Raw genomic sequence first — 23,126 nt, forward strand, 5'->3', positions numbered from 1 at the left:
AAACAGCGCCGCCAAAGAAGCCGGGCAGTCCATGATGGACTGCCCGGCTTCTGTGCTTTTGCCGCAGTGCCGTTTAGAGGATCTTGCGGTCCACAGCCCAACGGGTAAGTTCGTGGCGGTTGGATAGCTGGAGCTTGCGCAGCACATTGGACACATGCGATTCCACGGTCTTTACCGAGATGAACAGTTCCTTGGCTACTTCCTTATAGCTATATCCCCGGGCAATCAAACGCATGACTTGCAATTCGCGGTCAGAGAGCAAATCCAGCTCCTCATCGATTTCTGCCACCGGACCGCTGCTGCCAAAGGCGTCCAGGACGAACCCGGCCAAGCGTGGCGAGAACACGGCATCTCCCCCGGCCACGCGACGTACTGCATCGGAAATTTCGGCCCCGGAAATGCTCTTGGTGACATACCCGCGAGCACCGGAACGGATGACCGTCACTACGTCCTGTGCTGCGTCGGAAACGCTCAATGCCAGGAAACGCGTGGATCCCAGCAGCCCGGTGCACCCCTTGAGCACTTCGGCCCCGCCCCCGCCGCGGCCACCGGGCAGGTGCACATCCAGGAGCACCACATCCGGTTGCTGTTCGGTGATCACCTCGATGGCTCCCTCCACGGTGCCAGCTTCCCCGACAATCTGGATGTCCTGGGCCAAATCGGCACGTAAACCGGAACGGAAGATGGCGTGGTCATCCACCAGCACTACACGGTAGTTCTCGGTGGTGTTCTCAGCGTTCATGTTTCTATTCTTCCTCCATGTTCAGTGGCATGCTCAGCTGCACCTCAGTTCCGGATTCACCGCTCCGGATATGCGCCATGCCGCCTGCGCGTTCCATGCGGCCAATGATTGATTCCCTGACGCCGTGCCGGTCCGCCGGTATTCCATCTACTTCGAAACCGGTGCCGCGGTCACGCACATACACTTCTACTTGTTCGGCCGAGCATTCGATGAATACCGAAATCTTGCCCTCGGCATGCTTCGCTGCGTTCATCATCGCCTCGCGGCTAGCGGCCACCAGTGCCTGCTGCCCGGCAAAGCCCTGAGCATTGCCTACGGATATGACTTCTACATCACGCAGTAGCAGCTGTTCGATGTGGCTTGCCTCGTGCTGGATCTCAACGATTACATCTTCATCATCAAGGTCATGGTTGCCGTACAGCCATTGGCGCAGTTCACGCTCTTGGACACGTGCCAAGGTTCTCACCGCCGCTGGGTCTTCACTGCGTTTTTGAATCACTGCCAAGGTCTGCAAGACCGAGTCGTGCAGGTGGGCCGCGAACTCTGCACGTTGGGCCGCCGCCTGGCGCGAGCTCCGTTCAGCGATGAAATCGCGCCACAGCCGAGTACCCCAGGGAAGCAAGACCACGAGTGCGCCGACAATGATCGCCAAGGCCGCCCACAAGCCGCCGAGCAGGTCTGCGGCTCCGACAGTATTGCCCAGCAGGGCCAGCAGACCGCCGATGACCAGGACCAGGCCAAAAGCCAGGCGCAGCAGGAAAGGCAATGACGGGCGCTTCTTGTGCTCGGTGATACCTTCATCGAACTGGATCCAAGCCAGCACAATACCGGCAATCACGCCCAAGGTAGGCCAGATCAGATCCCAGCGGATATTCCAGCCGGTCCACTGTCCATAAGCCATGACGGCGAGCGCCAGCAGGCCCGCACCGATCAGCGTGTCACGCCAGGTGGAGTTCCTTTCCCAACCTTCGCGTGGACGGAAGATGCCTTGCTGCACCCGGTTCATTTCTTCAGCAAGGCTGCGTGATCTGGTGCCCCAGGAGCGAAGCTCGTCAGCGTGCGCCTCTTCGGCGCTCGGGACGAATACCCAAAGCCACGCGTAGAGCAGAATGCCGATGCCGCCCAGTGCGGACAATCCCAGGAACCCAATACGCACGTACCCCAGCGGGATGCCGAGGTGCTCCGCGAGGCCGCCGCAGACGCCGGCGATTAGCCGGTTCTCGCTGCGCACCATCAAACGCCGTTCAGGACTTTCCATAGTTCTAAGTCAAGCACGTTCTTGTCGTTTCTTCCCGGTTGATCACCGGATCTAGGGGCACCCCTAGGGGAAGTTCAGGGTATCCCCTCATAGCGCGGGACCCCTGCCACACGAGAACATTGGACTATGAACAACGAAGGCTCTCAACGTCGTCGCGGCTTTTACGACCAGCTGCGCAAATCACCGATCACTCGCCAGGACTCGCAGTGGCTCGGTGGCGTTGCAACTGGTATCGCCGATTATTTCAAGGTCGATGTAGTGCTGATCCGCGGCATCTTCGTGGTGCTCGGTGTCCTAGGCGGCTTGGGCATGGTGCTCTATGGACTGGCTTGGGCGTTGCTTCCTGATGCGGGAGGCAAAATGCATCTGGAAAGTGCCGTGAACCGGAACTGGACCAGCGGCATGACTGGCGCGGTGATCATCTTAGCGCTGGGCATCTTCCCTGCTCCCTGGTTCTTGGATTCGCTGGCACCGGTCCTGTGGCCCCTGGCTATTGTTGCGGCTATCGCATTCATTATCTTCAGCAGGAAGAACACCCGGTTTGCGCGTCCGGACCAAGCTCGCAATCCGGCAGCGACCGGTGACAGCTCTGCTGCCTCGCCAAGGGCTGCCGAGAAGAGCACCGCGTTGGAGCATCCTTGGCGTGAGGACGGCACCCAGAGTTTCAATGCGAGCGTAGCTAGCGGGTTCGGGACGAACTACCCGGATGCGCCGATGAAGGAGCACCCCATGAATTCAGGTGATTCTGGCCCAGCGGGCCAATACGAAAATAGCTATTCGCCGGATCCCGCATATACGAAGGCCTACAGTGCCAAGGCGAATCGCAAGCCGATCAGCCGCCCGATTCCGGGTTGGCTTGGCACCACCGTCTTCGGCGTTACCGTGCTGGTGGTCGCCGTGGTCATGCTGGCCGACTACCTGGATATCGTGGCCTTGCCTGGTTCGGGCTGGACCGTGGCTTTGGCTTGCGGCCTGTTGCTTGTTGGCATCACCATTGTCTTAGCGGCCCTCTCCGGGCGAACCAGTGGAGGCCTGTTGGGTTTGGCCATTCCATTGCTGGTCCTGACGGTGATCTTCTCTGCTACGTCTTTCGAGGAATCTGCCCGCGGGTTCGTTCGATCGGCTACCGGCAGCGACAGCCAATACAGCGCTGTTTTCAGCAGCTCAACGGTTGACCTGACCCATCTGGGCAGTATCACCAAACCCACCACGGTGGAGATCGATTCGGTCTTCTCCAGAATGGATCTGCTGCTGCCGGAGAATGTTCCGGTGAAGATCGAGACCGACGGCGCATTCCTTTCCGGAATGGATATGGAACTGCCGCAGGACCGGCGGTCCTTGCCGGGAAATGCACCAATGCTGACCATTGAAGTAGACGGAGTTTTTTCCTCGTTCTCCACGACCGTGGATGATCCCAGCATCCTGAACCCCAGCAACACGGATTTCTAAGGACTGAGCCCCATGAATACTTCTTCTACTCCCGCTAGGAAATTCCCTACCGGAACCTTGGTCTTCGGCCTGATTCTGATCGTTGTCGCCCTGGCATCGCTCAGCCGTCTGGTCTTGCAGTGGAGCTTTGACATGCCGCTGTTCTTCATCGCCATCGTCGCCTTGGCCGGCGTAGCCATGATCTTCTCCGGATTGGCATCGGCCGGCAAGGCCCGCAAATCCGAAGCCGAACCACCGGTTCCCACCGACCCCAATCTCTAAGCCCTCCAAGCTTTTCTAACAATTAGGAGTTCTCTGATGGACGCATTCTTCAACTCGCTTCGTTCCATGCCGCTTCGTCGCGGGCCAGGCCGATTGGCCGGTGGCGTCGCCGGGGGCATCGCCGACAAGTTCGGGTGGGATGTCACCTTGGTGCGTATCGCCCTACTGCTTTCGTTCTTGCTTCCGGTAATGGGTGTTGCCGCATATATCCTGGCGTGGATCCTGATCCCAGCGCAGGACAACACCATCATCTTGCAGAACTGGCTTCGCAAATTCTAAATACCGTTCCCGGCTGGCCTGCTCGGGAACGATGCTTGACATCGCTATCCGGCTAGGGCGAGGCTCGTGCACTTCCGTGACATGAGACTCGCCCTAGTGGCTTTAAGCACGTACAATGGCACGCAGAGTAGATGCTCAATGGCGCGCGGATATTGACTGAAATCCGAATGGAACTCTTTGCTGTTACAGCGTTATCACGGGGCCTGCACGCTCCAGCTGTCGCACAAGGCTTTCCCATTACTAAGCGAGGGCCAATGCGCATTGGAATCATGACCTCAGGCGGCGACTGCCCCGGTCTGAACGCCGTCATCCGCGGTGCGGTACTGAATGGCATCAAAAGCTACGACGACGAATTCGTCGGTTTCCGCGACGGCTGGCGCGGCGTCAAGGAAGGCGACTTCTTCGACCTTCCGCGAACCGCTGTGCGTGGCATCGCCAAGCAAGGCGGCACCATTTTGGGCACCTCACGCACCAATGCGTTTGAAGGGGAACTTGGTGGCGCGGAGAACATTTCCAAGGTTCTCAAATCCAATAGCATCGATGCGCTGATTGCCATCGGCGGGGAAGGCACCTTAGCTGGCGCCCAGCGCCTATGCGAAGCCGGCCTTCCTATCGTTGGCGTTCCCAAGACCATCGATAATGACTTGGACGCCACGGATTACACCTTCGGTTTCGATACCGCTAACCAGATTGCGGTCGAAGCCATTGACCGCCTGCGCACCACCGGCGATTCCCACCACCGCTGCATGGTGGCCGAGGTAATGGGCCGCCACGTAGGCTGGATTGCACTGCACGCGGGGATGGCATCCGGTGCGCACGCGGTGCTCATCCCGGAGGTTTCCACCACCATGGAGCAGATCTGCCAGTGGGTGAACGAAGCCCATGAGCGCGGACGCGCCCCGTTGGTGGTTGTGGCCGAAGGCTTTGTGCCAGAAGGCATGGAAGAAGCGTTCTCGGTACGTGGTCTCGATTCCTTCGGACGCGCCCGCCTTGGCGGCATCGGGGAGATGCTCGCCCCGGTCATTGAGGAACGTACCGGCATCGAAACGCGTGCAACCGTGCTGGGACATATTCAGCGCGGCGGCGTCCCCACCGCTTTTGACCGTGTCCTGGCCACCCGTTTGGGAATGGCTGCGGTGGATTCCATCCATGCCGAGGCGTGGGGCACCATGGTGGCGTTGCACGGCACCAAGGTGCTGCGCGTACCGCTGCGTGCCGCACTGAACAACCTCAAGCGTGTCCCCATGGAACGCTACGAAGAGGCCGCCGTGCTCTTCGGCTAGGCCTGGAGATACACCAAGGGCGTGGGTTGGAATGCTGTTCACAGCATTCCAACCCACGCCCTTCTCTTTGGCCTTTAGCCTTGCGGCGGGGTTCTCAGGAACCCGGTAAAGCGCCCAGCGACCTGGCCGGCGTCGGTCGCCACAATGACTTCCTGCGTTGCCGGGTAGCTCGTTTCGGCGTCCACCACGGACAGAACCGCTTCCGGGTCAACGTTGCGCTTGACCACGGCCAAGGCGATTGGCCCGGCTTCATAGTGCAAAGTCGCGGAAGTGATCCGGCCAACCGTGCGCTCCCCCAGCTTCACTTCGGCGCCGGTGGCAGGCAGCGTGTGCATGGAACCGTCGAGGTCCAAGAAAACCATGCGACGAGGCGGGTGGCCGATGTTGTGCACCCGGGCAATTGTTTCCTGGCCTTTATAGCAGCCCTTGTCCATGTGCACCGCGGTACGCAGCCAATCCAACTCGTGGGGAATGGTCTTGTCGTCTATCTCGGCACCGAAGCGCGGCTCCCACGCGGCGATACGCAAGGCCTCGACAGCCATCATGCCTGACAGCTCTTCGTCAGCTACTGCGACGGCAAGCTGCTCCAACTCCACGATATGCAAGAACCACGGACGTTCCTTGCCCGGGTGATCCTCACGGGAATAGGCCCAACCACCGTCGGTGATTCCGGGCCATGGGTTCTCCCAGACCAGGCTCCCGGCAGTGCCAATCTTGCGGGTAGCCGCCAATACGCCATAGCTCTCGGAAAGATCATTGACCTCAACGCGCAGCATGAAGCGCATTGAGTTCAGGAACTGCGCCAACGCTGCTCCGGCACCAGGTTCAACGATCAGCAGCAAGCGATCTGCGGTGGCCAGCACCTTCATTTCGTGCTCAATGCGTCCTTGAACCGAAAGCAGCAGCGTCTGGGTGCTGTCTCCTGGCTTCAGGCTGGAAATGCGCTGGCTGCTGAGCGTATCGAGCCAACTCTGGCGGTCTTCGCCGCGGATCTCCACGACATCGAAGTGGCTCAGATCGGCAATTGCCTGGCCCTCAGCGAGTTTGCGAGCTTCGCGGGTAGGAGCGCCGTAGTGGGCTGCGACGCCGGCATCTACGCCGCCAGCTTCCACTGCAGCAGCACGGTCCAGCAGGACCGAACGGTATTCAGTGGCCATGATTAGTGCACCGTGCCTTCCAAGGTGACACGCTTGAGCGCCGCCGAGGCGTGCGCTTGAAGATCCATATTGCCCTTGGAAACATCCCAGCGCCAGAACAGCTCGCCATTGACCAGACCGTAGATCCGGGTTGAGGACGCGTAAGCTTGGGCGTTCTTGCTGCGCAGCAAGCTCTCGGTGGCCAGCTGAATGCGTGGTCCATTAATCAGGCCGTAATACAACTCTGAGATGCCGTCTGGTCGGACAATTTGCGCCTGGATCTTGAAGCCGTCTTCGGTATGCAGCTTCTGCACATCGTCGGCCGAACGCAGTACCGGGAAGATGTCACCGGGCTCCATGCCAGGACCGGCATCGGCTTCCTGCTGTTCACGGTCCAAGGACCAGAAGCCGGTTTCAACGGCTAGGATCCGCAGCTTCGTGCCATCGGCTTCGGTCAGCCAGGCTTCACTGCGGTATTCAAGGTACGGCCCGCCAACGTCACGGAAGGTGACTTGCTGCCAGAAAAACTCGTCCTCGGCTTCGCCTTCGCCAAGACGGCCAGCACCTTCCCAGGTGCCGATGAGCCATGCGAAAGGTACAAGTTCCGGGGTGAGGTCCGTAGGTAGGTCAAAAGCCATGGACTACTCGCTCCTAAGTCAGTTAGTGATGAAATGAAAACAGCGCACACGTTGTTGTGTGCGCTGTTTCTACTTCTGGCCCTGGAAGAGGCGCTTCACTACCAAGCCTGCGAACCCAGCCATTCCGAGACCGGCGATCACTACAAGTGCCTGGAAGAAAATTTCGATTGCAAGGTAATTTTCATTCATGGCTTCATCTTAGCGCGGGAGGCAGGAGAACTTCGACACGCGTGACGCAGCTAGCATCATATTTGAACCGCTCACCGCTAAATGAAAGCCAGCACTTCCATCGCGTACCAGCTGACCGCACCGCTCATCAGCAAGATGGCGCAGGCAAGGCCAAGGATTCCACTCATGTTTCGTACGCTGCGGCTGACCAAGGCCAATGCCCGTAATGAACCCACCAGCAAGCCGGTCAGCAGTCCCAGGGTCGCCCCTTGGTACCAGAGCATATCGATTGGCAGCGCGCTGGAGGCCGCGCCCAATGCGGCAGCGACCACAGGCGCCAGAATCATGGTCATCCGGTTTGGCAGGCGGGTAACGGCAACCGCACCAGCCCCAAGCAGAGCGACCACGGTTGTGACGGCCAGCCCAAAGCCGTAGGGCACATAAGCACTAGCGGCCCAGGCGGAACCCAGCACGCCCAGGACTATGCCGGTCACGCCAGAAACCACACCGGCCAGCCGGCCTTCGGCTTCTGCCCCGCGCAATACCTGGCTGATAAATACCAGAAGCACGCCAACGGCGATTGCTTCGACACTATGTGACATCACCGACCCGCCTGGCATGAACATGGTCGAAGCCGTAGCCGCCAAAGAGCACAACGCCAAGATGATGGTGATCGGCCATGGCGCATCGGAGCGGACCATTCGCGGCCAGGTATAGGCGAAAATCAGCTGCAAGACCGCGGTGAGCACACCCATCAGCCAGCTCATCGAATCCAGACTTGCAACAACGACAAGCAGTGCCGCTGCAACGAGTCCACTGAATAAAACCTTGATTCTCAAATTCTGATTCCTGACGGTAATGTGTCCGCACTTGCGTGTTCACATGCGTGCTTCAACTGATTCATTCCTTATACTGTGACACGTAAAAGTGATTTTTTCGCAACTATCTGGCAGGAGGAAGACCGATTGGCTCACCTACTGCTATTAAGTAATCATGCCGAAAATGCCGCTGAAGTTCTTCCGGCACTCGAACTGTTATTGCACGAGATTTCTTTCTTCCCTGCAACAACGGAGTCGCTGAGCCAAATCCCTGAGTGCGACGCGGTCATCCTCGATGCCCGTACAGATCTCATTCCGGCGCGCTCCCTGGCGCAGTTATTGCACGCCAATTTGAATCTGCCCTTGCTGCTGGTTGTCAGCGAAGGCGCACTGGGCATTTTGAACTCGGATTGGTTTGCGACTGATTTCCTGTTGCCTTCCGCCATCCCTGCCGAGCTTGATGCACGCATCCGCCTGATGCTCTCCGGAGCCACGGTTCCCGCCCCCGCACCGGTGGCCGCTGAAAGCACTTCGGGCCTGCGCATCGATGAGTTGAGCTACACCGCCCGTATCGATAACCGCATGCTGGACCTGACATACAAAGAGTTCGAACTGCTCAAGTACCTGGCACAGTTCCCCGGCCGAGTCTTCACCCGCGAACAGCTGCTGCATGAAGTGTGGGGATACGACTACTACGGAGGCACCCGTACCGTAGACGTGCATGTGCGACGTTTGCGCGCGAAACTCGGCACCGATCATGAACAGCTCATCGGAACGGTGCGCAACGTCGGCTACCGCTTCCACACCGAATCATAACTTTCAGATAACTCCTACCCACTTCGCACATTTTACGACTATCGTGAAATGCATGAGCGAACTGCCACAGAACACTGTTTCCATCCAGCACGTCCCCGGTGAGCTTGATGAACGGGCGCTATCCGACGTGCGCCAGCTAGCCCTCGATGCGCAGAAAGCCGATGGCAACCCGCCGTTGAGCGACCAGACCCTGGTGGCATTGGCAGCCGATGAGCCTAGCCAGAATCTGCTTGCCCTGCTGGCTGAAGCCGGCGAAGGCGCGGAGTCGACGTTGGCCGGCGTTGCCATCGCGGTTCGGGAATCCCCGGATCAGCCTTGGGTGCTGGAACTGGTAGTCCACCCCGAGCATCGCCGCGCTGGCATTGGCCGGGCCCTGCTGGGCGAGCTCGGTGAGCTGCTGGATCTCTCGACGATCCAGGCGTGGGCGCACGGCGACCACGATGCAGCCAAGAAGCTGGCCGCAGGTGTGGGCCTGGACCGCGTACGCGAGCTGTTCCGGATGCGCCGCGAAGGCACCGATTACCTAGAAGAGCCTGCGATTGATCGCCGGATTACGGTCCGCACCTTCCGTGTTGGCGAGGACGAGCCGCAATGGCTGGAGGCTAACGCCAAGTCCTTCGTGCATCATCCCGAGCAAGGTTCGCTAACCCTCAATGACCTCGAAGCGCGCATGTCCGAGGATTGGTTCGACCCATCCGGCTTCTTCCTGGCCTTTGACGCGGAGGAGAATCTGCTCGCCTACCACTGGACCAAGATCCACCCTGCTACCGCAGACGCGGTCCGCCCCACCGGCGAGGTTTACGTTGTCGGTGTCGTTCCCGAGGCGCAGGGACTAGGCCTGGGCCGTTCTTTGACCACCACCGGCATCAACTACCTGCTGGAACTGGGCGTCGATGCGGTGATCTTGTACGTGGATGCCGATAATGAAGCTGCAGTTAAGCTCTACCGCTCGCTGGGCTTCACACTTTGGGATGCGGACATTATGTACGGTCCGCAGAAGATAGACTAGGGGTACCGGCAGTCCCTGATTTATCGGGACTGCCGCCAGCGGTGTCTTTAGCGTCCACTTGCAGGAAAGAAGTGAGTTCAGCCGATGAATAGCTACCCCAAGGAAACTGGTACTCAGCTACGTGATGTTCCTTCCTCGAAGGTCAATGAAGATCGTATAGAGCCAGCAGATTCGCTACCGGATCTGCATCCCGATGGCGGATTCAAAAATGAGCGTTTCCTTGACCGTGAGCTCAGCTGGCTGCATTTCAACGCCCGCGTTCTGGAGCTGGCCGAAGACACCGATCTGCCCTTGCTTGAACGGGTGAACTTCCTGTCCATCTTCGCCTCGAACCTTGATGAGTTCTTCATGGTTCGCGTTGCCGGGCTGAAGCGCCGCATCCACGCTGGACTGGCGGTGCCGGCGGCTAACGGAATGAACCCGGTAGACCAGTTGGAGTTGCTGCTATCCTCGGCCCACGCGCTGCAGACCCGCCATGCCAAAGTCTTCGCCGACTCGGTATACCCCGATTTGGCCGAGCAGGGTATCCGCATCACCACCTGGGAAGACCTCTCGGCATCCGAGCGTGACCTGCTTTCCAAGTGGTTCGTTTCCCAGGTATTCCCGGTACTCACTCCGCTGGCGGTTGACCCTGCTCACCCATTCCCGTACATCTCCGGGCTGTCGCTGAATCTGGCTGTGGTGGTCCGCAACCCGCTGACCGGCAAGGAACTATTTGCCCGCTTGAAGGTGCCAGACACCATCGCCCGCCTGATCAGCATCGACGGCACCCGCGCGGCGCACTCTTCGTTGCGTACGGCCCGGTTCATCCCGCTCGAAGCACTTATTGCGGTGCACTTGGAGCTGTTGTTCCCGGGGATGGAAATCGTCGAGCACCACTTCTTCCGTGTCACCCGCAACGAGGACCTGGAAGTTGAAGAGGACGATGCAGAGAACCTGCTGCAGGCGCTGGAGAAGGAATTGCTGCGCCGCCGCTTCGGTCCTCCCGTTCGCCTGGAAGTCGCCAATGACATCAACCCTGAAATCATGGAGCTGCTCACCCGCGAGCTCGGTGTTGAAGAGGACGAGGTTTTCAAGCTTCCCACCCCATTGGACCTGCGCGGTTTGGGCGTTATCGCGTCGCTGGACCGTTCAGAGCTTCACTACACCAAGCATGTTGGCCATACCTCGAACTACCTGAACGAGTCAGAAACTGCCAAAGCCGCCAATGTGTTCGCGGCCGTTCGGCGCCGCGACATCCTGCTTCACCATCCCTATGATTCCTTCTCCACCAGCGTGCAGGCCTTCCTGGAACAGGCCGCAGCTGATCCGAAGGTCATGGCCATCAAGCAGACCCTGTACCGCACCAGCGGCGACTCGCCCATCGTCGATGCGCTGATTGATGCGGCCGAAGCTGGCAAGCAGGTTCTGGCCCTGGTAGAAATCAAGGCCCGCTTCGACGAGCAGGCCAACATCTCTTGGGCGCGCAAGCTGGAACAGGCGGGCGTGCACGTGGTCTACGGCATCGTGGGCCTGAAAACCCACTCCAAGCTCTCCTTGGTGGTTCGCCGCGAAGGCGACAAGCTGCGCCGCTATTGCCACATCGGCACCGGCAACTACCACCCGCGCACCGCGCGGTATTACGAAGACTTCGGCCTGCTCACCTGCGACGACGAAGTTGGCGAGGATATCTCCAAGCTGTTCAACCAGCTTTCGGGCTACGCCCCGCGCTCGACCTACAACCGCCTGCTGGTTGCTCCGCGCTCGGTACGCACCGGCTTGCTGGCGCATATCGAGAAGGAGATAGTCAACGCCGCGGCCGGCAAGCCGGCAAAGGTCGTCATCAAGGTCAATTCCATCGTGGATGAAGCCATCATCGATGCGCTGTACCGGGCCAGCCAGGCAAGGGTCAAGGTGGAAGTCATCGTTCGCGGCATCTGCGCCCTGCGCCCGGGAGTGCCGGGACTGAGCGAGAACATCGAAGTACGTTCCATCTTGGGCCGGTTCCTTGAGCACAGCCGCGTGTTCATGTTTGAAAACGGCGGAGATCCACTGGTGTACATCGGCTCCGCCGACATGATGCACCGCAACCTGGATCGTCGCGTGGAAGCCCTGGTCTCGCTGCGCAACCAGGAGGACATTGATCGCATGATCACCCTGCTGGCCCGCTACATGGACGACAAAACCGCTTCGTGGCACCTGAACTCCGATGGCGACTGGATTCGCCATTACCAGGACGAGGATGGCAAGGCGCTCTCGGACGTCCAATTCTGGTTAGTTGAAGAACATGCCCGCCGACGAAACAGTGGACGTAATAGCTAGTGACCGAACCAGAGCTGCGCGATACCCGCACCAGGGCTCGTGACATCATCCGTTCTGCAGATGCCGAGGAAATCCGCCTTGGCGAATACGACATCGTGGCCGCCGGGGCAATCCCCTGGCGCGTGAAGGACGGCAAACTCCAAGTTCTCCTGATCCACCGCCCAAAGTACGATGACTGGTCCTGGCCCAAGGGCAAACTGGATCAGGGTGAATCCATCGCCGAGTGTGCGCTGCGCGAGGTCCGCGAGGAAATCGGGTTGCGCATCACCTTGGGCATCCCGCTTTCAGCCACCGCCTACTCCGTGGGCCAGAAAACCAAGGTTGTCTACTATTGGGCAGCCAAGACCGATGCGCAGACGGTAATTGAGCCTGATGGCGCGGAATGCGACGAGGCTCTTTGGACCAGTCCCAAGAAGGCTGCCAAAATGCTGTCCATTGCCACGGACAACCAGCCGCTGTCCGATCTGGTCCTGGCCTATGAAGCCGGCGTGCTCGATACGCACCCGGTGCTCATTGTCCGCCATGCCAAGGCCAAGCCTCGTGGCAACTGGACTCGTGCCGAAGGAGACCGCCCGCTGGCGGCGACGGGGCGACGCCAGGCGCAGGCAGTTTCCCGGATGCTCGAAGCATGGAAGCCGATGCACGTGGCCTCTTCCCCGTGGATGCGGTGCGTCCAGACGATCACTCCCTATGCCGCCTTGCACGCCTTGAAGCTCAAGAGCATTAAAGCCCTGACCGAACATGCGGCGACACGCAATCCGGAGCGGGCACGCAAGGCCGTGCAAAAACTCTTCGACAAGTACCGTTCCCAGGTGATTTGCACCCATCGCCCGGTGCTGCCCTTCGTGTTGGAGGTTCTTGCCCAGAACTCCACTGACGAACTGGCCATGGCCCTGCCGGACCAGGATCCCTATTTGGAACCGGGGTCCCTGATCGTTGCGCAGCAGGTCCAATCCGGCAGCCCGCGAATTGTCTCCTTTGAGATTCATACGCCGTACCACGATTAGCCTGATGCGGCTGAAGCCCGGCATTGCATGCCGGGCTTCAGTGTTCTCTCAGGGCGTGGCACCAGCCGTTGCATCTGCCTCCGATTAGGGATAAGACTATGAATAGGAGACACGTCACAGCCAAGAATGAGGTAATGCCATGACTGCCCAGCAACCGAACCAGCCAGTCGAGAAGATTGTGCACCATGGACTGCGTTTGGATCACGATGCCAGCCGCGGCCGCTATTCGCTGTGGCACGGTTCCACTTTTGTCGGTTTCCTCGGCTACTACGAAGAAGATGGCATCGCCACCATCCAGCACACCATAGTCAATGAGGAATTCGGCCGTCGCGGATACGCTCGCGCGCTGGTGACCTTGGTTCTGGACAAGTTCCGCGACAAGGGGCTGAAGATCATTCCGGAGTGCAGCTACGTCCAGGACTACCTGCGCCGCTACCCGGAGTATAACGACATGGTGGCTGCGAGCTAGGCACGAGTGCGAGCAGCATCATCAATGCGCTTAGTTCCAGGAGCTTTCCGTTTGATCTAAACTGGGACGTGTGAATATGCCAGCGCCGACCACCAGCACGACAGGTAAGATGACGACTCCAATCGCAACCCCTTATGAAGATCTGCTTCGAGACGTGCTGGAGAACGGCGCCTCCAAGGAAGACCGCACCGGAACTGGAACGCTGTCGGTATTCGGCCGCCAGATCCGCTTCGATCTGAAGGATTCTTTCCCGCTGGTCACCACCAAACGCGTGCACTTCAAATCCGTGGCAGCAGAACTCTTGTGGTTCCTGCGCGGCGAATCCAATGTGAAGTGGCTGCAGGACCAGGGCGTGCGCATCTGGAATGAATGGGCTGACGAAGCCGGCGAACTCGGACCGGTCTATGGTGTCCAGTGGCGCAGCTGGCCAACTCCCGATGGCGGCCACATTGACCAGATCTCCCAGCTGGTCGACTCGCTGCGGAACAATCCGGACTCCCGCCGCCACATCGTCTCGGCGTGGAATGTCGCAGAGATCCAGAATATGGCGTTGCCTCCATGCCACGTGTTCTTCCAGTTCTACGTGGCCGAGGGCAAGCTCTCCTGCCAGCTCTACCAGCGCAGTGCAGACATGTTCCTGGGCGTACCGTTCAACATCGCTTCCTACGCACTGCTCACGCGCATGCTTGCCCACCAGCTCGATCTGGAGCCAGGCGAGTTCATCTGGACTGGTGGCGACGTGCATATCTACACCAACCACTTGGAACAGGTCAAGGAGCAGCTCTCCCGCGATCCTTACCCATACCCGACGCTCAGCTTCAATTCCAAGCCCGAGTCGATCTTCGACTACACGCTGGAAGATTTCAGCATCAACGACTACCAGCACCACCCGACGATCAAGGGAGCCGTAGCGGTATGACTCCCAAGCCTCGCCACGCACACGACGTTGAACCGCTGGTTGGCGCCATTTGGGCCCAAGCCGAGAACGGCATTATTGGCGCTGACGGCGCCATGCCATGGCACGTTCCCGAGGACCTGGCCCATTTCAAGCGCACGACCGCTGGCCATCCAGTGATCATGGGTCGTGCCACATGGAATTCCTTCCCGGCGAAGTTCCGTCCATTGCCAGGACGCACCAACATCGTGCTGACCACGCAGGCTGATGCCCACGCGCAGCTGCGCAAGGATGGCGCACTCCCCGTCTCCAGCTTGGAAGAAGCCATCGCGTTGGCACAGCGCAGCGCCGGCGGCGAAGAAGTATGGATCATTGGCGGCGGAAAGGTCTATGCCCAGGCACTGGCGCTGCTGGACGTCGCGGTGATTACCAAGCTCGATGCCTCCCCTGCTGGAGATACCTCCGCACCGAAGCTCACCGCTGGCTTCGCTCTGGGCGCATCCGATCCGTCCCTAGATTCGGAAGCTGCCCACTGGCACACTTCCTCCACCGGTACCCGCTACCGCTTTGAAACCTGGCTTCGCCAAAAGGATTAGAACGACCATGAAAAAATACATCGGAGAGCTCAAGCAGCACCCCGAAGCACTCTTCATTCTCGGATACATGCTCTTCCCGCTGCTGGCCTTGGTGGTGGCCGTACTCGGCTTCTTCATGGTTCTCGGCGGCCACAAGGTATTCGGCCTGATCATGCTGCTGGTCCCGACGCAGATCTTTATCTTCTCCGCCATGTGGGCGATCAAGAACCGCAAGCTGCTGCTTGAGGAAAAGTAAAACTTTCGCTGCACCGAGTCACACCTGAACCCTGCTGGGGCTTGGGTGTGATTCTGCTTTAACTGGTGTAACGAACCGGGCTCTGCCGGATAAACGCCCCTACCATGGATACATGACTTCATCTGTTGGTTTTGTAGGTTACCGAGGCATGGTTGGTTCCGTGCTGATGCAGCGCATGCTCGACGAGGGCGATTTCGCCCAGATTGACCCGGTATTTTTCTCGACTTCCAATGCCGGCGGCAACGCCCCGGCATTTGCTGAGGGTGCTGGGCCGCTGCAGGACGCGTTCGATATTGAAACGCTGTCCAAGTTGCCGATCATCGTCACTGCCCAGGGCGGGGACTACACGACCAAGGTCCACACCGAGCTTCGCAAGTCCGGCTGGGACGGCCTGTGGATCGATGCGGCGTCCTCGCTGCGCATGAATGATGATTCGGTCATCGTTTTGGACCCGGTCAACCGAGCCGTGATCGATGAATCCCTGGCCTCTGGCGTCAAGGACTACATCGGCGGCAACTGCACCGTCTCGTGCATGCTCATGGGCTTGGGCGGGCTATTCAAGAACAACTTGGTCGAGTGGGGCACCGCGATGACCTACCAGGCCGCTTCCGGCGGCGGCGCACGCCATATGCGCGAACTGCTCACCCAGTTCGGCGACATCAATGCGTCGGTGGGCAGCGAGTTGGCTGATCCAGCCAGCGCCATCCTGGAAATCGACCGCAAGGTCCTGGAAACCCAGCGCGGAAACCTGGATGCCGCGCAATTCGGCGTACCACTGGGCGGCTCGCTGATCCCATGGATCGACGCTGATTTGGGCAACGGCCAGTCCCGCGAAGAGTGGAAGGCAGGCGTTGAGACCAACAAGATCCTGCAGACCCCCGGCGACAAGCAGATCATCATGGACGGCCTGTGCGTCCGCATCGGTGCCATGCGCTCGCACTCGCAGGCACTGACGCTGAAGCTGAAGGAAGACCTGCCGATCTCCGAAATCGAGTCGCTGCTCTCAGCAGACAACCAGTGGGCCAAGGTCGTTCCCAACGAGAAGGAAGCCACCATGGACCAGCTGACTCCGGTCGCGGCGTCCGGTACCTTGGATATCCCGGTCGGCCGTATCCGCAAGCTGGAAATGGGTCCTGAGTACATCTCGGCCTTTACCGTTGGAGACCAGCTGCTGTGGGGCGCTGCCGAGCCGCTGCGCCGCATGCTCGCTATCGCCCAGGGCCGCCTCTAGGCACCTCCGAGGCAAAGCCATGGCCAAGCCCAGAACAGAAATTTCTGTTCTGGGCTTGGCCATTTCCCCTGCGGATGAGCTCTAGTGGGCCCACTCATCCCGGAGTACTGAATAGATCAGCTGGTCGTGCCACGCACCGGCGCGCCACTGCGCTTGGCGGATGACACCCTCGCGGGTGAACCCCAGCTTCTCCAGGCACTTCTGCTCAGCCGCATTTTCTGCGGCTGTCGTAGCCTGGATCCGATGACGGGGGTAGTGGGTGAACAAGTAGTCGACGAGCATCTTCTGCCCCTGCGTGCCATGGCCCTGGCCGCGGTACTGGGCAAAGATGCCGATGGCGACTTCCCAGCAGGCCGAGGTGTTGGCCCGACCCCACGACGAAACGGTGAACCAATCGACTTTGCCGATTATTTGCCCCCAAGCAGACTGCCAGCGCGCCATCGGCGTTGCCGATCAACTGGTCCTGGCCGACACGGGCGCGCAGCTTGTTCGTATCCCAGAAGCCGAACCACTGGGCTTCACCGGCACCCTGCACGGATTGGAAGTTCGCTTCCAGCAGGTCGATATCCTCCAGCCCGAGCTTTCGAAATGACAAGTGCACCCTTGTTTTCCTCCCGTGTTCCGGCGATGGCTGGCATGCTGCTCGCTTAGAAAGCTAGGCCGATCAGCAACGGCTCATTGACCAGTTCAATGCCAAAACGCTGCTGCACGCCGGCGCGAACTGCCCGCGCAATGGCCACAATGTCCTGGGCGGTGGCTTCCCCGCGGTTGGTGATGGCCAGTGTGTGCTTGGTGGACAGGGACGCTCGGCCGCCAGCGAGCGCGAACCCCTCGGTCCCCTCCAAGCCGTAGCCCTTGCCGAAACCGGCCTGGTCGATGAGCCACGCGGCGGACAGCTTGAGGAAGCCAGCTTGTTCCGCCGGGTAGCTCGGAGCGTTCTCGGGAAGCTTGCCCATGACGCTGGATTCAACGATGGGGTTGGTGAAGAAGGAACCCGTGGAGTGCGAGTCGGCATCCCTGGCATCAAAGACCATGCCCTTGGAACGACGCAAGTCCAGAACGGTCTGGCGCACTTCGAGTGCGTCGGCGCGTTCGCCAGCTTCGACTCCGAGCCGGCGGGCCAGCTCTGCATAGCGGATAGGAGCCGATTCATTTTCACGGGTCAGCAGGAAGGCCACTTCCAGGACCACGTAGCGTGGGGATCCGTTGGTGCTCGTGCGCTTGATGACCGAATCGCGGTAGGCGAAACCAAGCTCGGAGTTATCCAGCTTGAGTACCTGGTTGCTCTGGCGGTCGTAGGCACGCACCCACGCCAGGGTCTGGGAAATGTCTGCCCCGTAGGCCCCGACGTTCTGCACCGGAGTGGCACCGGTGCACCCGGGGATGCCCGAGAGCGCTTCCAGTCCGCTCAGGCCCTCAGCCAGGCTGTATTCAACGGTCGTGTCCCAGTTCTCGCCGGCGGCAGCGCGCAGCAGCACCTTGCCATTAGGCTGCTCGTCCAGGTGCAGTCCGCGGGTGGCGATCTGCACTGCGACGCCCGGGTACCCCTCGTCGGAGATCACCAGGTTGGAACCCCCGCCAATGAGCAGAACGTCGTGCCCTGCGGTGTCTGCTGCCGCAACGGCTTGAGCCAGTTCAGCTTCGCTGGTAGCGGTCACCAATTGCTGGGCTGGCCCACCAACGTGGGTCGTGGTCAGATTCTTCAGCATTGCTTCAGTTTACTTTCCGTATGGGAACGAATAGGTGCGGCCGGCCGGCGTTCTACGCTTTGCCTGCGCCGCCGGTACGGTTTCCGGCGGCATTAGAGGACAAGCAGAAGGCCACGACCACCAGGATGGAAATGGAACCCAAAGCAGGGAGCAGGCCGATGACTTCAGCCAGCAGTCCCAAAAGCGGCGGGCCACCGAGGAAGGCGCCGTAGCCGATGGTGGACACTACCGAGACGCGGGTCGCGGCATGAACAGGATCATCCGATGCCGCGCTCATGGCCAGCGGGAAGGTCAGGGCCACTCCCATGCCCCAGATGGCCAAGGCCACGAAGGCCAGCGGCAGGTTGTTGCCAAAGGCGAAGAGCAGTACCCCGACCAGGGCGCTGATGGCGCTGGCCCGGATCATGACGACGCGGCCCAGGCGCAAGATCAGATCGCCGGACAGCAGCCGGGTCAGGGTCATGGCGGTAACGAAGACGCCGTAGCCGATGGCTCCCACGCCTTCCTTCGTGTGGTATCCATCCACCAGTGCCATGGCCACCCAGTCGCCGGCTGCGCCTTCAGCCAGGGCCATGCCCAGAACCAGAACGCCCAAGAGGACGGTCTGCGGTTCGGTCCATGCCTTCTTCAGCGAGGTCCCGCTGCTGGTGCGCGGGGTCCGGCTGTAGTCTTCTCCGTAGAATCGGGCACTGTAGAGCACGGTGAAGACGATAACCAGGCCCATGAAGCCGTAGTGGTACTGCAACGGGATCTGCAGTCGGGCACCTAGCGCACCAGCGCCGGCACCGATCACGGTGCCGATGGAGAAGAAACCGTGCAGGGCGGGCATGATGCTCTTGCCCAAGGCGCGTTCCATGGCCGCGCCTTGGACATTGGAGGCGACATTCCATGATGCGGTCCCCAGGCCCTGGGCGAAGAGGAAGATGCCGCAGATCAGGGCGCTGCCAAAGATTCCTGCGCCCACGCCTACAAGAATGAGTGAACAGCCGGCTATTGTCGCGGCGATGCGCATGACGCGGGTGGCCCCAAGGCGCAGAACCAGTTGTCCTGAGACCGAGACGGACAGGAAGGATCCTGCACTCATGCACAGCAGCAGCAGTCCAACGCTGGCGTGGTCCAGCTGCAGGGCATCACGCACTGCGGGCAAGCGCGAAACCAGGGCCGAGATCAGCAGGCCGCTGGCCAGGTAGGCGGCCATCAGCGCGTTGCGCCACTGGGTTACAGGCCTCTGCGCTTCACCGGGAAGTTGCATGCCTAGAGCTGCACCACGGCTTGGCACTTGAGCAGTACCTTGCTGTCATGGGCCGAGACTGCCAGATCGATGCGGGCGGTGCGGGCTTCGGAGTCCAAGGCGCCGACCTTGCCCTCCACCGAAATGGTGGTACCTTCGGGATCTTCGACGACTACCGGCTTGGTGAAGCGGGTCTGGTAGTCGATGATGGCCCCCGGGTTGCCGACCCACTGGGAGACCAGGTCGATGACCGATCCCATGGTGAACATGCCGTGGGCAATCACCGATGGCAGTTCCACTTCCTTGGCGAAGCGCTCATTCCAGTGAATCGGGTTGAAGTCGCCCGAGGCACCTGCATAGCGGACGAGGTCCGCGCGGTTGACCTGCACCGTGTGCGATCCAATGACCTGGCCCTTTTCGAGGCTTTCGAATTCAATCATGCTTAGTCCTCAGCTCGTACCAGTAGCGATGAAACGGTGGTTGCGATCTTCTCGCCAGCCACGGTGGTTATTTCCGCGCGGGTGGTGATCATGGCACCGGCACCCATTTCACGGACCTGGTCCACGTAGAGCTCGGCAAGCAGTTCATCGCCGGCAACGATTGGACGGTGATGGGTGAAGCGCTGGTCGGCGTGCACCACGCGGGAGAAGTCGATGCCACTGGCCGGGTCGGCAATCAGCTGCGCGTCAGCGCGCTGGGCGATGATGATCGCGAAGGTCGGAGGGGCAACGACATCGCTATAGCCCAGCTCGCGAGCGGCCTGCACATCGTAGTGCGCCTGGTTGGCGGCCTTGGTGGCCTTGGCGAATTCGCGGATCTTTTCGCGGCCTACCTGGTAGGACTCGCCGGCAGGGTAGATGCGCCCTACCAGGTCGGGGTTGATGCCCATGGATTCTCCTGAACGTTGTTGGAAGTGGCCAGGCGAGGCTGCCGCCGGATACGGGACCCGGGCGCAGCCAAGCGGTCACACGGTGGAATTCTTGCGGAGCCCTAGTCCTGCCCGTCCGCCGGGCGCTTCTTGGCTCGAGGGGCCGCCAGACCATTGGCAATGCGCCACTGGCGCGCATCCCTGGCGCGGACAACCAGTCCGGCGATGTGGCAGAGCATGCCGATGACCATGATGCCGATTGCTGTGTAGACCGTTGGCAGCGATGGAATGTTGGCGCCGATGATGGCCAAGATGATGCCTGCGCCCATGATGCCCATGGCAGCGAAGACGAGCTTCTTATAGCGTGGTGAGGCTGATTCCCAAGGAGTGTTGGTCATGGTTCAAGTCTAGTTCAGCTCCGGCTGTGTCCGCTCATTGTGGCCGGGGCATTTCCCCGTGACTCCCCCGACAACGCTGGGCCTGATTCAGAACAGGGCGGATTGCTCTTCCCTGAAATCTGCGCAGTTCTCCACGATGGCGACCTCGCGGGTCTTCAACTCGGCGGCATCCAGCAGGCGCACGGTGGTGCCTTCGCCGCTGTCTGCGAGGATGCTTTGCCCCAGCACGCCGCGGATGCGCAGATTCACGGTGTTCCCGCCCAGCGCGGTATTCCAGGCATGCAGCGCATGGGTATCCCAGGCGTCTACTACCGGGCGGGCGAAGGCCGGTTGTTCCCACAGCTCGTCGCGCAGCTGCACGCCGTAGGTTTCCAAGCCCCGCTGGGCGCCAAGGAAGGACCGGGCCCGGCTTGCCGCTTCGGAGTTGATCTGGTCCAGCTGGGCGTAGTCCAGTTCCCAGCTGGCCAGTCCCTTGATCTTGGACTTCTGCCGGACTTGCTGGCTCAGGCCCACGTGTTCAGTGACAAGGTCTTCGAGCACTCGAATAGCGGCTCCATCAGCGGCGCGGGCAATATAGCGGGCAATGACCGCTCCCTGCTGCGCCAAGCGAGTCCATTTGCTCTGGGTTGAGGTGGTACCGACTTTGGTCGCCCCATGGGCGAAGCTTGCGACATACAAGAAGTGCGGCTGCTCCAGGTACTTGCGCATGCCTTCCGGGGCTTCGCCGGTCTTGTGGAAATGATGCATGAACTTCGAATGATCCAGCCGGTGGCAGCGTTCGCACTGGGTTCCGGTACGCAGCGCTTTGTTCTTCGGGCAAGGCAAGGTGTTGCGAGAGCCATCGCTGTTCATCGTGATGTAGCCCAGGCAGAATTTCAGTTCGCCGATGCGCAAGCTTAGGGAACGGTTGGCTTCCAGGTATTCGGTGCTCCATTTTTCCGCTTGCCTAAGCCGGAGCATGGGGGCGCGTTCATGCTCTGAGAAGCTGATGCCGTGGCAGAGCTGCCGGTGGTCGCTGGCGAATTCCATCGATGCCTTCCTCGAAGTTACCTCTTCAACGATAGTTCACCGGACATGGCTAGCTCCTGCAAGGCAGGTTGGCCGGCGCCTGCAGCCCGAAAGTTTGCTGGACGAATTCCCGATTCGTTCTGGCTTAATTCCTAGGAGAAGCCCTTAGGCTGGAACTGCACCGGAACCGTACCGCGGGCCGGGCCATAATCTGCTGAGGTGATCCAGGATTTCTGTCCCATTTGATGACAAGACTCGTGCAGTGGCCATCGCAGCTGCCGAGACCGCCCCTTCGCCGGCCGAGCTGCAGCGATTGACGCAGGCTTTCCGCCATGATTTCCAGCGTTTCATGATGGAGTACCAGTTTGCGGTGGACGAGGTGCTGACCAAGGTCTCGATCTTGCGTGAAGAGTTCTTGTATTTGCACAATTACAATCCAATTGAGCACGTCACTTCCCGGGTGAAAACTCCGGAGAGCATCATGCGCAAGGTCTCCCGCCGGAACATCTCCCCGTCCCTGCCTGCCATTCGCGAGAACATCAGCGACATTGCCGGCGTGCGCATTACCTGCAGTTTCGTCAAGGACATCTACAAGGTTCTGAACACGCTAACCTCGCAGAATGACCTGAAGGTCCTCCAAATCAAGGACTACATCAAGAACCCGAAGCCCAACGGCTATAAAAGTGTCCATGCGATCGTGCAGATCCCGGTCTACTTATCCGATGGCCCGGTCGATGTCGTGGTGGAGCTGCAGATCCGTACCATTGCCCAGGATTTCTGGGCAAGCCTGGAACATAAGATCTTCTACAAGTACGAGGGCGAAGTTCCAGAACATCTAGTGCAAGAGCTTGCCGACGCGGCGGCCATGGCGACGAAACTCGACATGCAGATGCAGCGCTTGCATACCGAAGTCCACGGCCATGATGCCAATCAGGCACCGAGCCAAGAGGCGGATTTCGATACGACAGCGATCCAGGGGCTGCTGTCGCTGGCTCAGCAAGCCAAGGACGGGAACCAGGAGAAGGACTTGGATCACTAGCCGTTCATGCCCTCGAAGGACAATGCTGCTTCGGGGCCGGAAACCAAAAAAGATCCTCGGCCGAGGCCGAGGATCTTTGATTTGGTAGCGGCGCCGGGACTCGATCCCGGGACCTCACGATTATGAGTCGTGCGCTCTAACCAGCTGAGCTACGCCGCCACAAGTGAGAAGCAATCCAGTAGAAGCCAAGAATGCTTCTCACTCAGAGCCCCCTGCCGGAATCGATCCGGCGACCTCGTTCTTACCAAGAACGCGCTCTACCACTGAGCTAAGGGGGCAACG

At 60.1% G+C, this 23,126-nt stretch carries 26 protein-coding genes and 2 tRNA genes; 14 read left to right on the forward strand and 14 right to left on the reverse strand.

The features are described from left to right. Positions 1–73: 73 nt before the first annotated feature. Positions 74–742, reverse strand: coding sequence for a LuxR C-terminal-related transcriptional regulator (locus CQ012_RS05670; RefSeq protein ID WP_105656867.1), 669 nt, complete (start codon positions 740–742; stop codon positions 74–76). Positions 743–746: 4 nt separating this feature from the next. After that, entirely contained in the window at positions 747–2,000 is a 1,254-nt protein-coding gene (locus tag CQ012_RS05675; protein WP_105656868.1) for an ATP-binding protein, read from the reverse strand. Between the two features lie 126 nt (positions 2,001–2,126). On the opposite strand from CQ012_RS05675, the gene CQ012_RS05680 reads away from it, so the two are divergent. The 4 genes from CQ012_RS05680 to CQ012_RS05695 all read left to right on the forward strand — a co-directional run bounded on the left by CQ012_RS05680 (position 2,127) and on the right by CQ012_RS05695 (position 5,272). Continuing rightward, on the forward strand, positions 2,127–3,449 hold the full coding sequence (locus tag CQ012_RS05680) for a PspC domain-containing protein (protein ID WP_105656869.1): 1,323 nt from the start codon (positions 2,127–2,129) through the stop codon (positions 3,447–3,449). A gap of 12 nt (positions 3,450–3,461) precedes the next feature. Continuing rightward, positions 3,462–3,710 (forward strand): hypothetical protein, encoded by a 249-nt coding sequence (locus CQ012_RS05685; RefSeq protein ID WP_133833616.1) that lies wholly within the window; start codon positions 3,462–3,464, stop codon positions 3,708–3,710. A 36-nt stretch (positions 3,711–3,746) separates the two neighbouring features. Then, the gene (locus CQ012_RS05690) at positions 3,747–3,989 is read left to right on the forward strand and encodes a PspC domain-containing protein (protein WP_105656871.1); all 243 of its coding nucleotides are present in this window, start codon (positions 3,747–3,749) and stop codon (positions 3,987–3,989) included. Between the two features lie 254 nt (positions 3,990–4,243). Next, complete coding sequence (locus CQ012_RS05695; protein ID WP_105656872.1) at positions 4,244–5,272, forward strand: 6-phosphofructokinase; 1,029 nt, start codon at positions 4,244–4,246, stop codon at positions 5,270–5,272. A gap of 74 nt (positions 5,273–5,346) precedes the next feature. On the opposite strand, the gene ygfZ is transcribed toward CQ012_RS05695, so the two are convergent. The 3 genes from ygfZ to CQ012_RS05710 all read right to left on the reverse strand — a co-directional run bounded on the left by ygfZ (position 5,347) and on the right by CQ012_RS05710 (position 7,981). Continuing rightward, positions 5,347–6,429 (reverse strand): CAF17-like 4Fe-4S cluster assembly/insertion protein YgfZ, encoded by a 1,083-nt coding sequence (gene ygfZ / locus CQ012_RS05700; RefSeq protein ID WP_105656873.1) that lies wholly within the window; start codon positions 6,427–6,429, stop codon positions 5,347–5,349. A gap of 2 nt (positions 6,430–6,431) precedes the next feature. Continuing rightward, positions 6,432–7,046 (reverse strand): heme-binding beta-barrel domain-containing protein, encoded by a 615-nt coding sequence (locus tag CQ012_RS05705; protein WP_105656874.1) that lies wholly within the window; start codon positions 7,044–7,046, stop codon positions 6,432–6,434. Positions 7,047–7,312: 266 nt separating this feature from the next. Then, on the reverse strand, positions 7,313–7,981 hold the full coding sequence (locus CQ012_RS05710) for a hypothetical protein (protein WP_105661542.1): 669 nt from the start codon (positions 7,979–7,981) through the stop codon (positions 7,313–7,315). Between the two features lie 198 nt (positions 7,982–8,179). Between CQ012_RS05710 and CQ012_RS05715 the strand changes: the two genes are divergently transcribed. The 9 genes from CQ012_RS05715 to asd all read left to right on the forward strand — a co-directional run bounded on the left by CQ012_RS05715 (position 8,180) and on the right by asd (position 16,591). Then, positions 8,180–8,848 carry a winged helix-turn-helix domain-containing protein gene (locus tag CQ012_RS05715; protein WP_105656876.1) on the forward strand — a complete coding sequence of 223 codons (669 nt, stop codon included), beginning with the start codon at positions 8,180–8,182 and terminating at the stop codon, positions 8,846–8,848. Between the two features lie 52 nt (positions 8,849–8,900). Next, entirely contained in the window at positions 8,901–9,857 is a 957-nt protein-coding gene (gene mshD, locus CQ012_RS05720; protein WP_105656877.1) for a mycothiol synthase, read from the forward strand. Between the two features lie 84 nt (positions 9,858–9,941). Then, a complete protein-coding gene (locus tag CQ012_RS05725) occupies positions 9,942–12,158 on the forward strand; it encodes an RNA degradosome polyphosphate kinase (RefSeq protein ID WP_105656878.1) in 2,217 nt (738 codons plus the stop codon). Beyond that, the gene (locus tag CQ012_RS05730; RefSeq protein ID WP_105656879.1) at positions 12,158–13,165 is read left to right on the forward strand and encodes an NUDIX hydrolase; all 1,008 of its coding nucleotides are present in this window, start codon (positions 12,158–12,160) and stop codon (positions 13,163–13,165) included. The genes CQ012_RS05725 and CQ012_RS05730 overlap by 1 nt, the downstream gene beginning before the upstream one ends. A 139-nt stretch (positions 13,166–13,304) precedes the next feature. Further along, positions 13,305–13,634 (forward strand): GNAT family N-acetyltransferase, encoded by a 330-nt coding sequence (locus CQ012_RS05735; RefSeq protein WP_105656880.1) that lies wholly within the window; start codon positions 13,305–13,307, stop codon positions 13,632–13,634. A 109-nt stretch (positions 13,635–13,743) separates the two neighbouring features. Then, positions 13,744–14,553, forward strand: coding sequence for a thymidylate synthase (locus CQ012_RS05740; RefSeq protein ID WP_105657074.1), 810 nt, complete (start codon positions 13,744–13,746; stop codon positions 14,551–14,553). Then, a complete protein-coding gene (locus tag CQ012_RS05745) occupies positions 14,550–15,125 on the forward strand; it encodes a dihydrofolate reductase (RefSeq protein ID WP_105656881.1) in 576 nt (191 codons plus the stop codon). Before CQ012_RS05740 ends, CQ012_RS05745 begins: the two co-directional genes overlap by 4 nt. 7 nt (positions 15,126–15,132) lie before the next feature. After that, positions 15,133–15,360 (forward strand): NF038396 family protein, encoded by a 228-nt coding sequence (locus CQ012_RS05750; RefSeq protein WP_105656882.1) that lies wholly within the window; start codon positions 15,133–15,135, stop codon positions 15,358–15,360. A 112-nt stretch (positions 15,361–15,472) separates the two neighbouring features. Next, positions 15,473–16,591, forward strand: a complete 1,119-nt coding sequence (gene asd, locus CQ012_RS05755) for an aspartate-semialdehyde dehydrogenase (RefSeq protein WP_105656883.1) — start codon at positions 15,473–15,475, stop codon at positions 16,589–16,591. A gap of 81 nt (positions 16,592–16,672) precedes the next feature. Here asd and CQ012_RS05760 read toward each other — a convergent pair whose 3' ends face one another. The 7 genes from CQ012_RS05760 to CQ012_RS05790 form a co-directional block, all read right to left on the reverse strand. Continuing rightward, complete coding sequence (locus CQ012_RS05760; RefSeq protein ID WP_105656884.1) at positions 16,673–17,032, reverse strand: GNAT family N-acetyltransferase; 360 nt, start codon at positions 17,030–17,032, stop codon at positions 16,673–16,675. A gap of 206 nt (positions 17,033–17,238) precedes the next feature. Then, a complete protein-coding gene (locus CQ012_RS05765) occupies positions 17,239–18,300 on the reverse strand; it encodes a UDP-N-acetylmuramate dehydrogenase (RefSeq protein ID WP_105661543.1) in 1,062 nt (353 codons plus the stop codon). 52 nt (positions 18,301–18,352) lie between these two features. Further along, a complete protein-coding gene (locus tag CQ012_RS05770; RefSeq protein ID WP_105656886.1) occupies positions 18,353–19,552 on the reverse strand; it encodes an MFS transporter in 1,200 nt (399 codons plus the stop codon). 2 nt (positions 19,553–19,554) lie between these two features. Then, a complete protein-coding gene (locus tag CQ012_RS05775; protein ID WP_105656887.1) occupies positions 19,555–19,971 on the reverse strand; it encodes a MaoC family dehydratase in 417 nt (138 codons plus the stop codon). A 2-nt stretch (positions 19,972–19,973) separates the two neighbouring features. Next, positions 19,974–20,420, reverse strand: coding sequence for a MaoC family dehydratase N-terminal domain-containing protein (locus CQ012_RS05780; protein WP_105656888.1), 447 nt, complete (start codon positions 20,418–20,420; stop codon positions 19,974–19,976). A gap of 101 nt (positions 20,421–20,521) precedes the next feature. Next, positions 20,522–20,797: a hypothetical protein gene (locus tag CQ012_RS05785; protein ID WP_105656889.1), complete on the reverse strand. Its 276-nt coding sequence runs from the start codon at positions 20,795–20,797 to the stop codon at positions 20,522–20,524. Between the two features lie 87 nt (positions 20,798–20,884). Beyond that, positions 20,885–21,826, reverse strand: a complete 942-nt coding sequence (locus CQ012_RS05790) for a DUF2797 domain-containing protein (protein ID WP_105656890.1) — start codon at positions 21,824–21,826, stop codon at positions 20,885–20,887. Positions 21,827–22,067: 241 nt separating this feature from the next. Between CQ012_RS05790 and CQ012_RS05795 the strand changes: the two genes are divergently transcribed. Continuing rightward, positions 22,068–22,844 (forward strand): GTP pyrophosphokinase, encoded by a 777-nt coding sequence (locus CQ012_RS05795; RefSeq protein ID WP_286134123.1) that lies wholly within the window; start codon positions 22,068–22,070, stop codon positions 22,842–22,844. A gap of 82 nt (positions 22,845–22,926) precedes the next feature. On the opposite strand, the gene CQ012_RS05800 is transcribed toward CQ012_RS05795, so the two are convergent. Next, positions 22,927–23,003 (reverse strand) — tRNA-Met (locus CQ012_RS05800). Positions 23,004–23,050: 47 nt separating this feature from the next. Further along, a tRNA-Thr gene (locus CQ012_RS05805) sits at positions 23,051–23,122 on the reverse strand. Positions 23,123–23,126: the final 4 nt, after the last annotated feature.

This window comes from Arthrobacter sp. MYb214, assembly GCF_002979865.1.
GTDB lineage: Bacteria > Actinomycetota > Actinomycetes > Actinomycetales > Micrococcaceae > Glutamicibacter.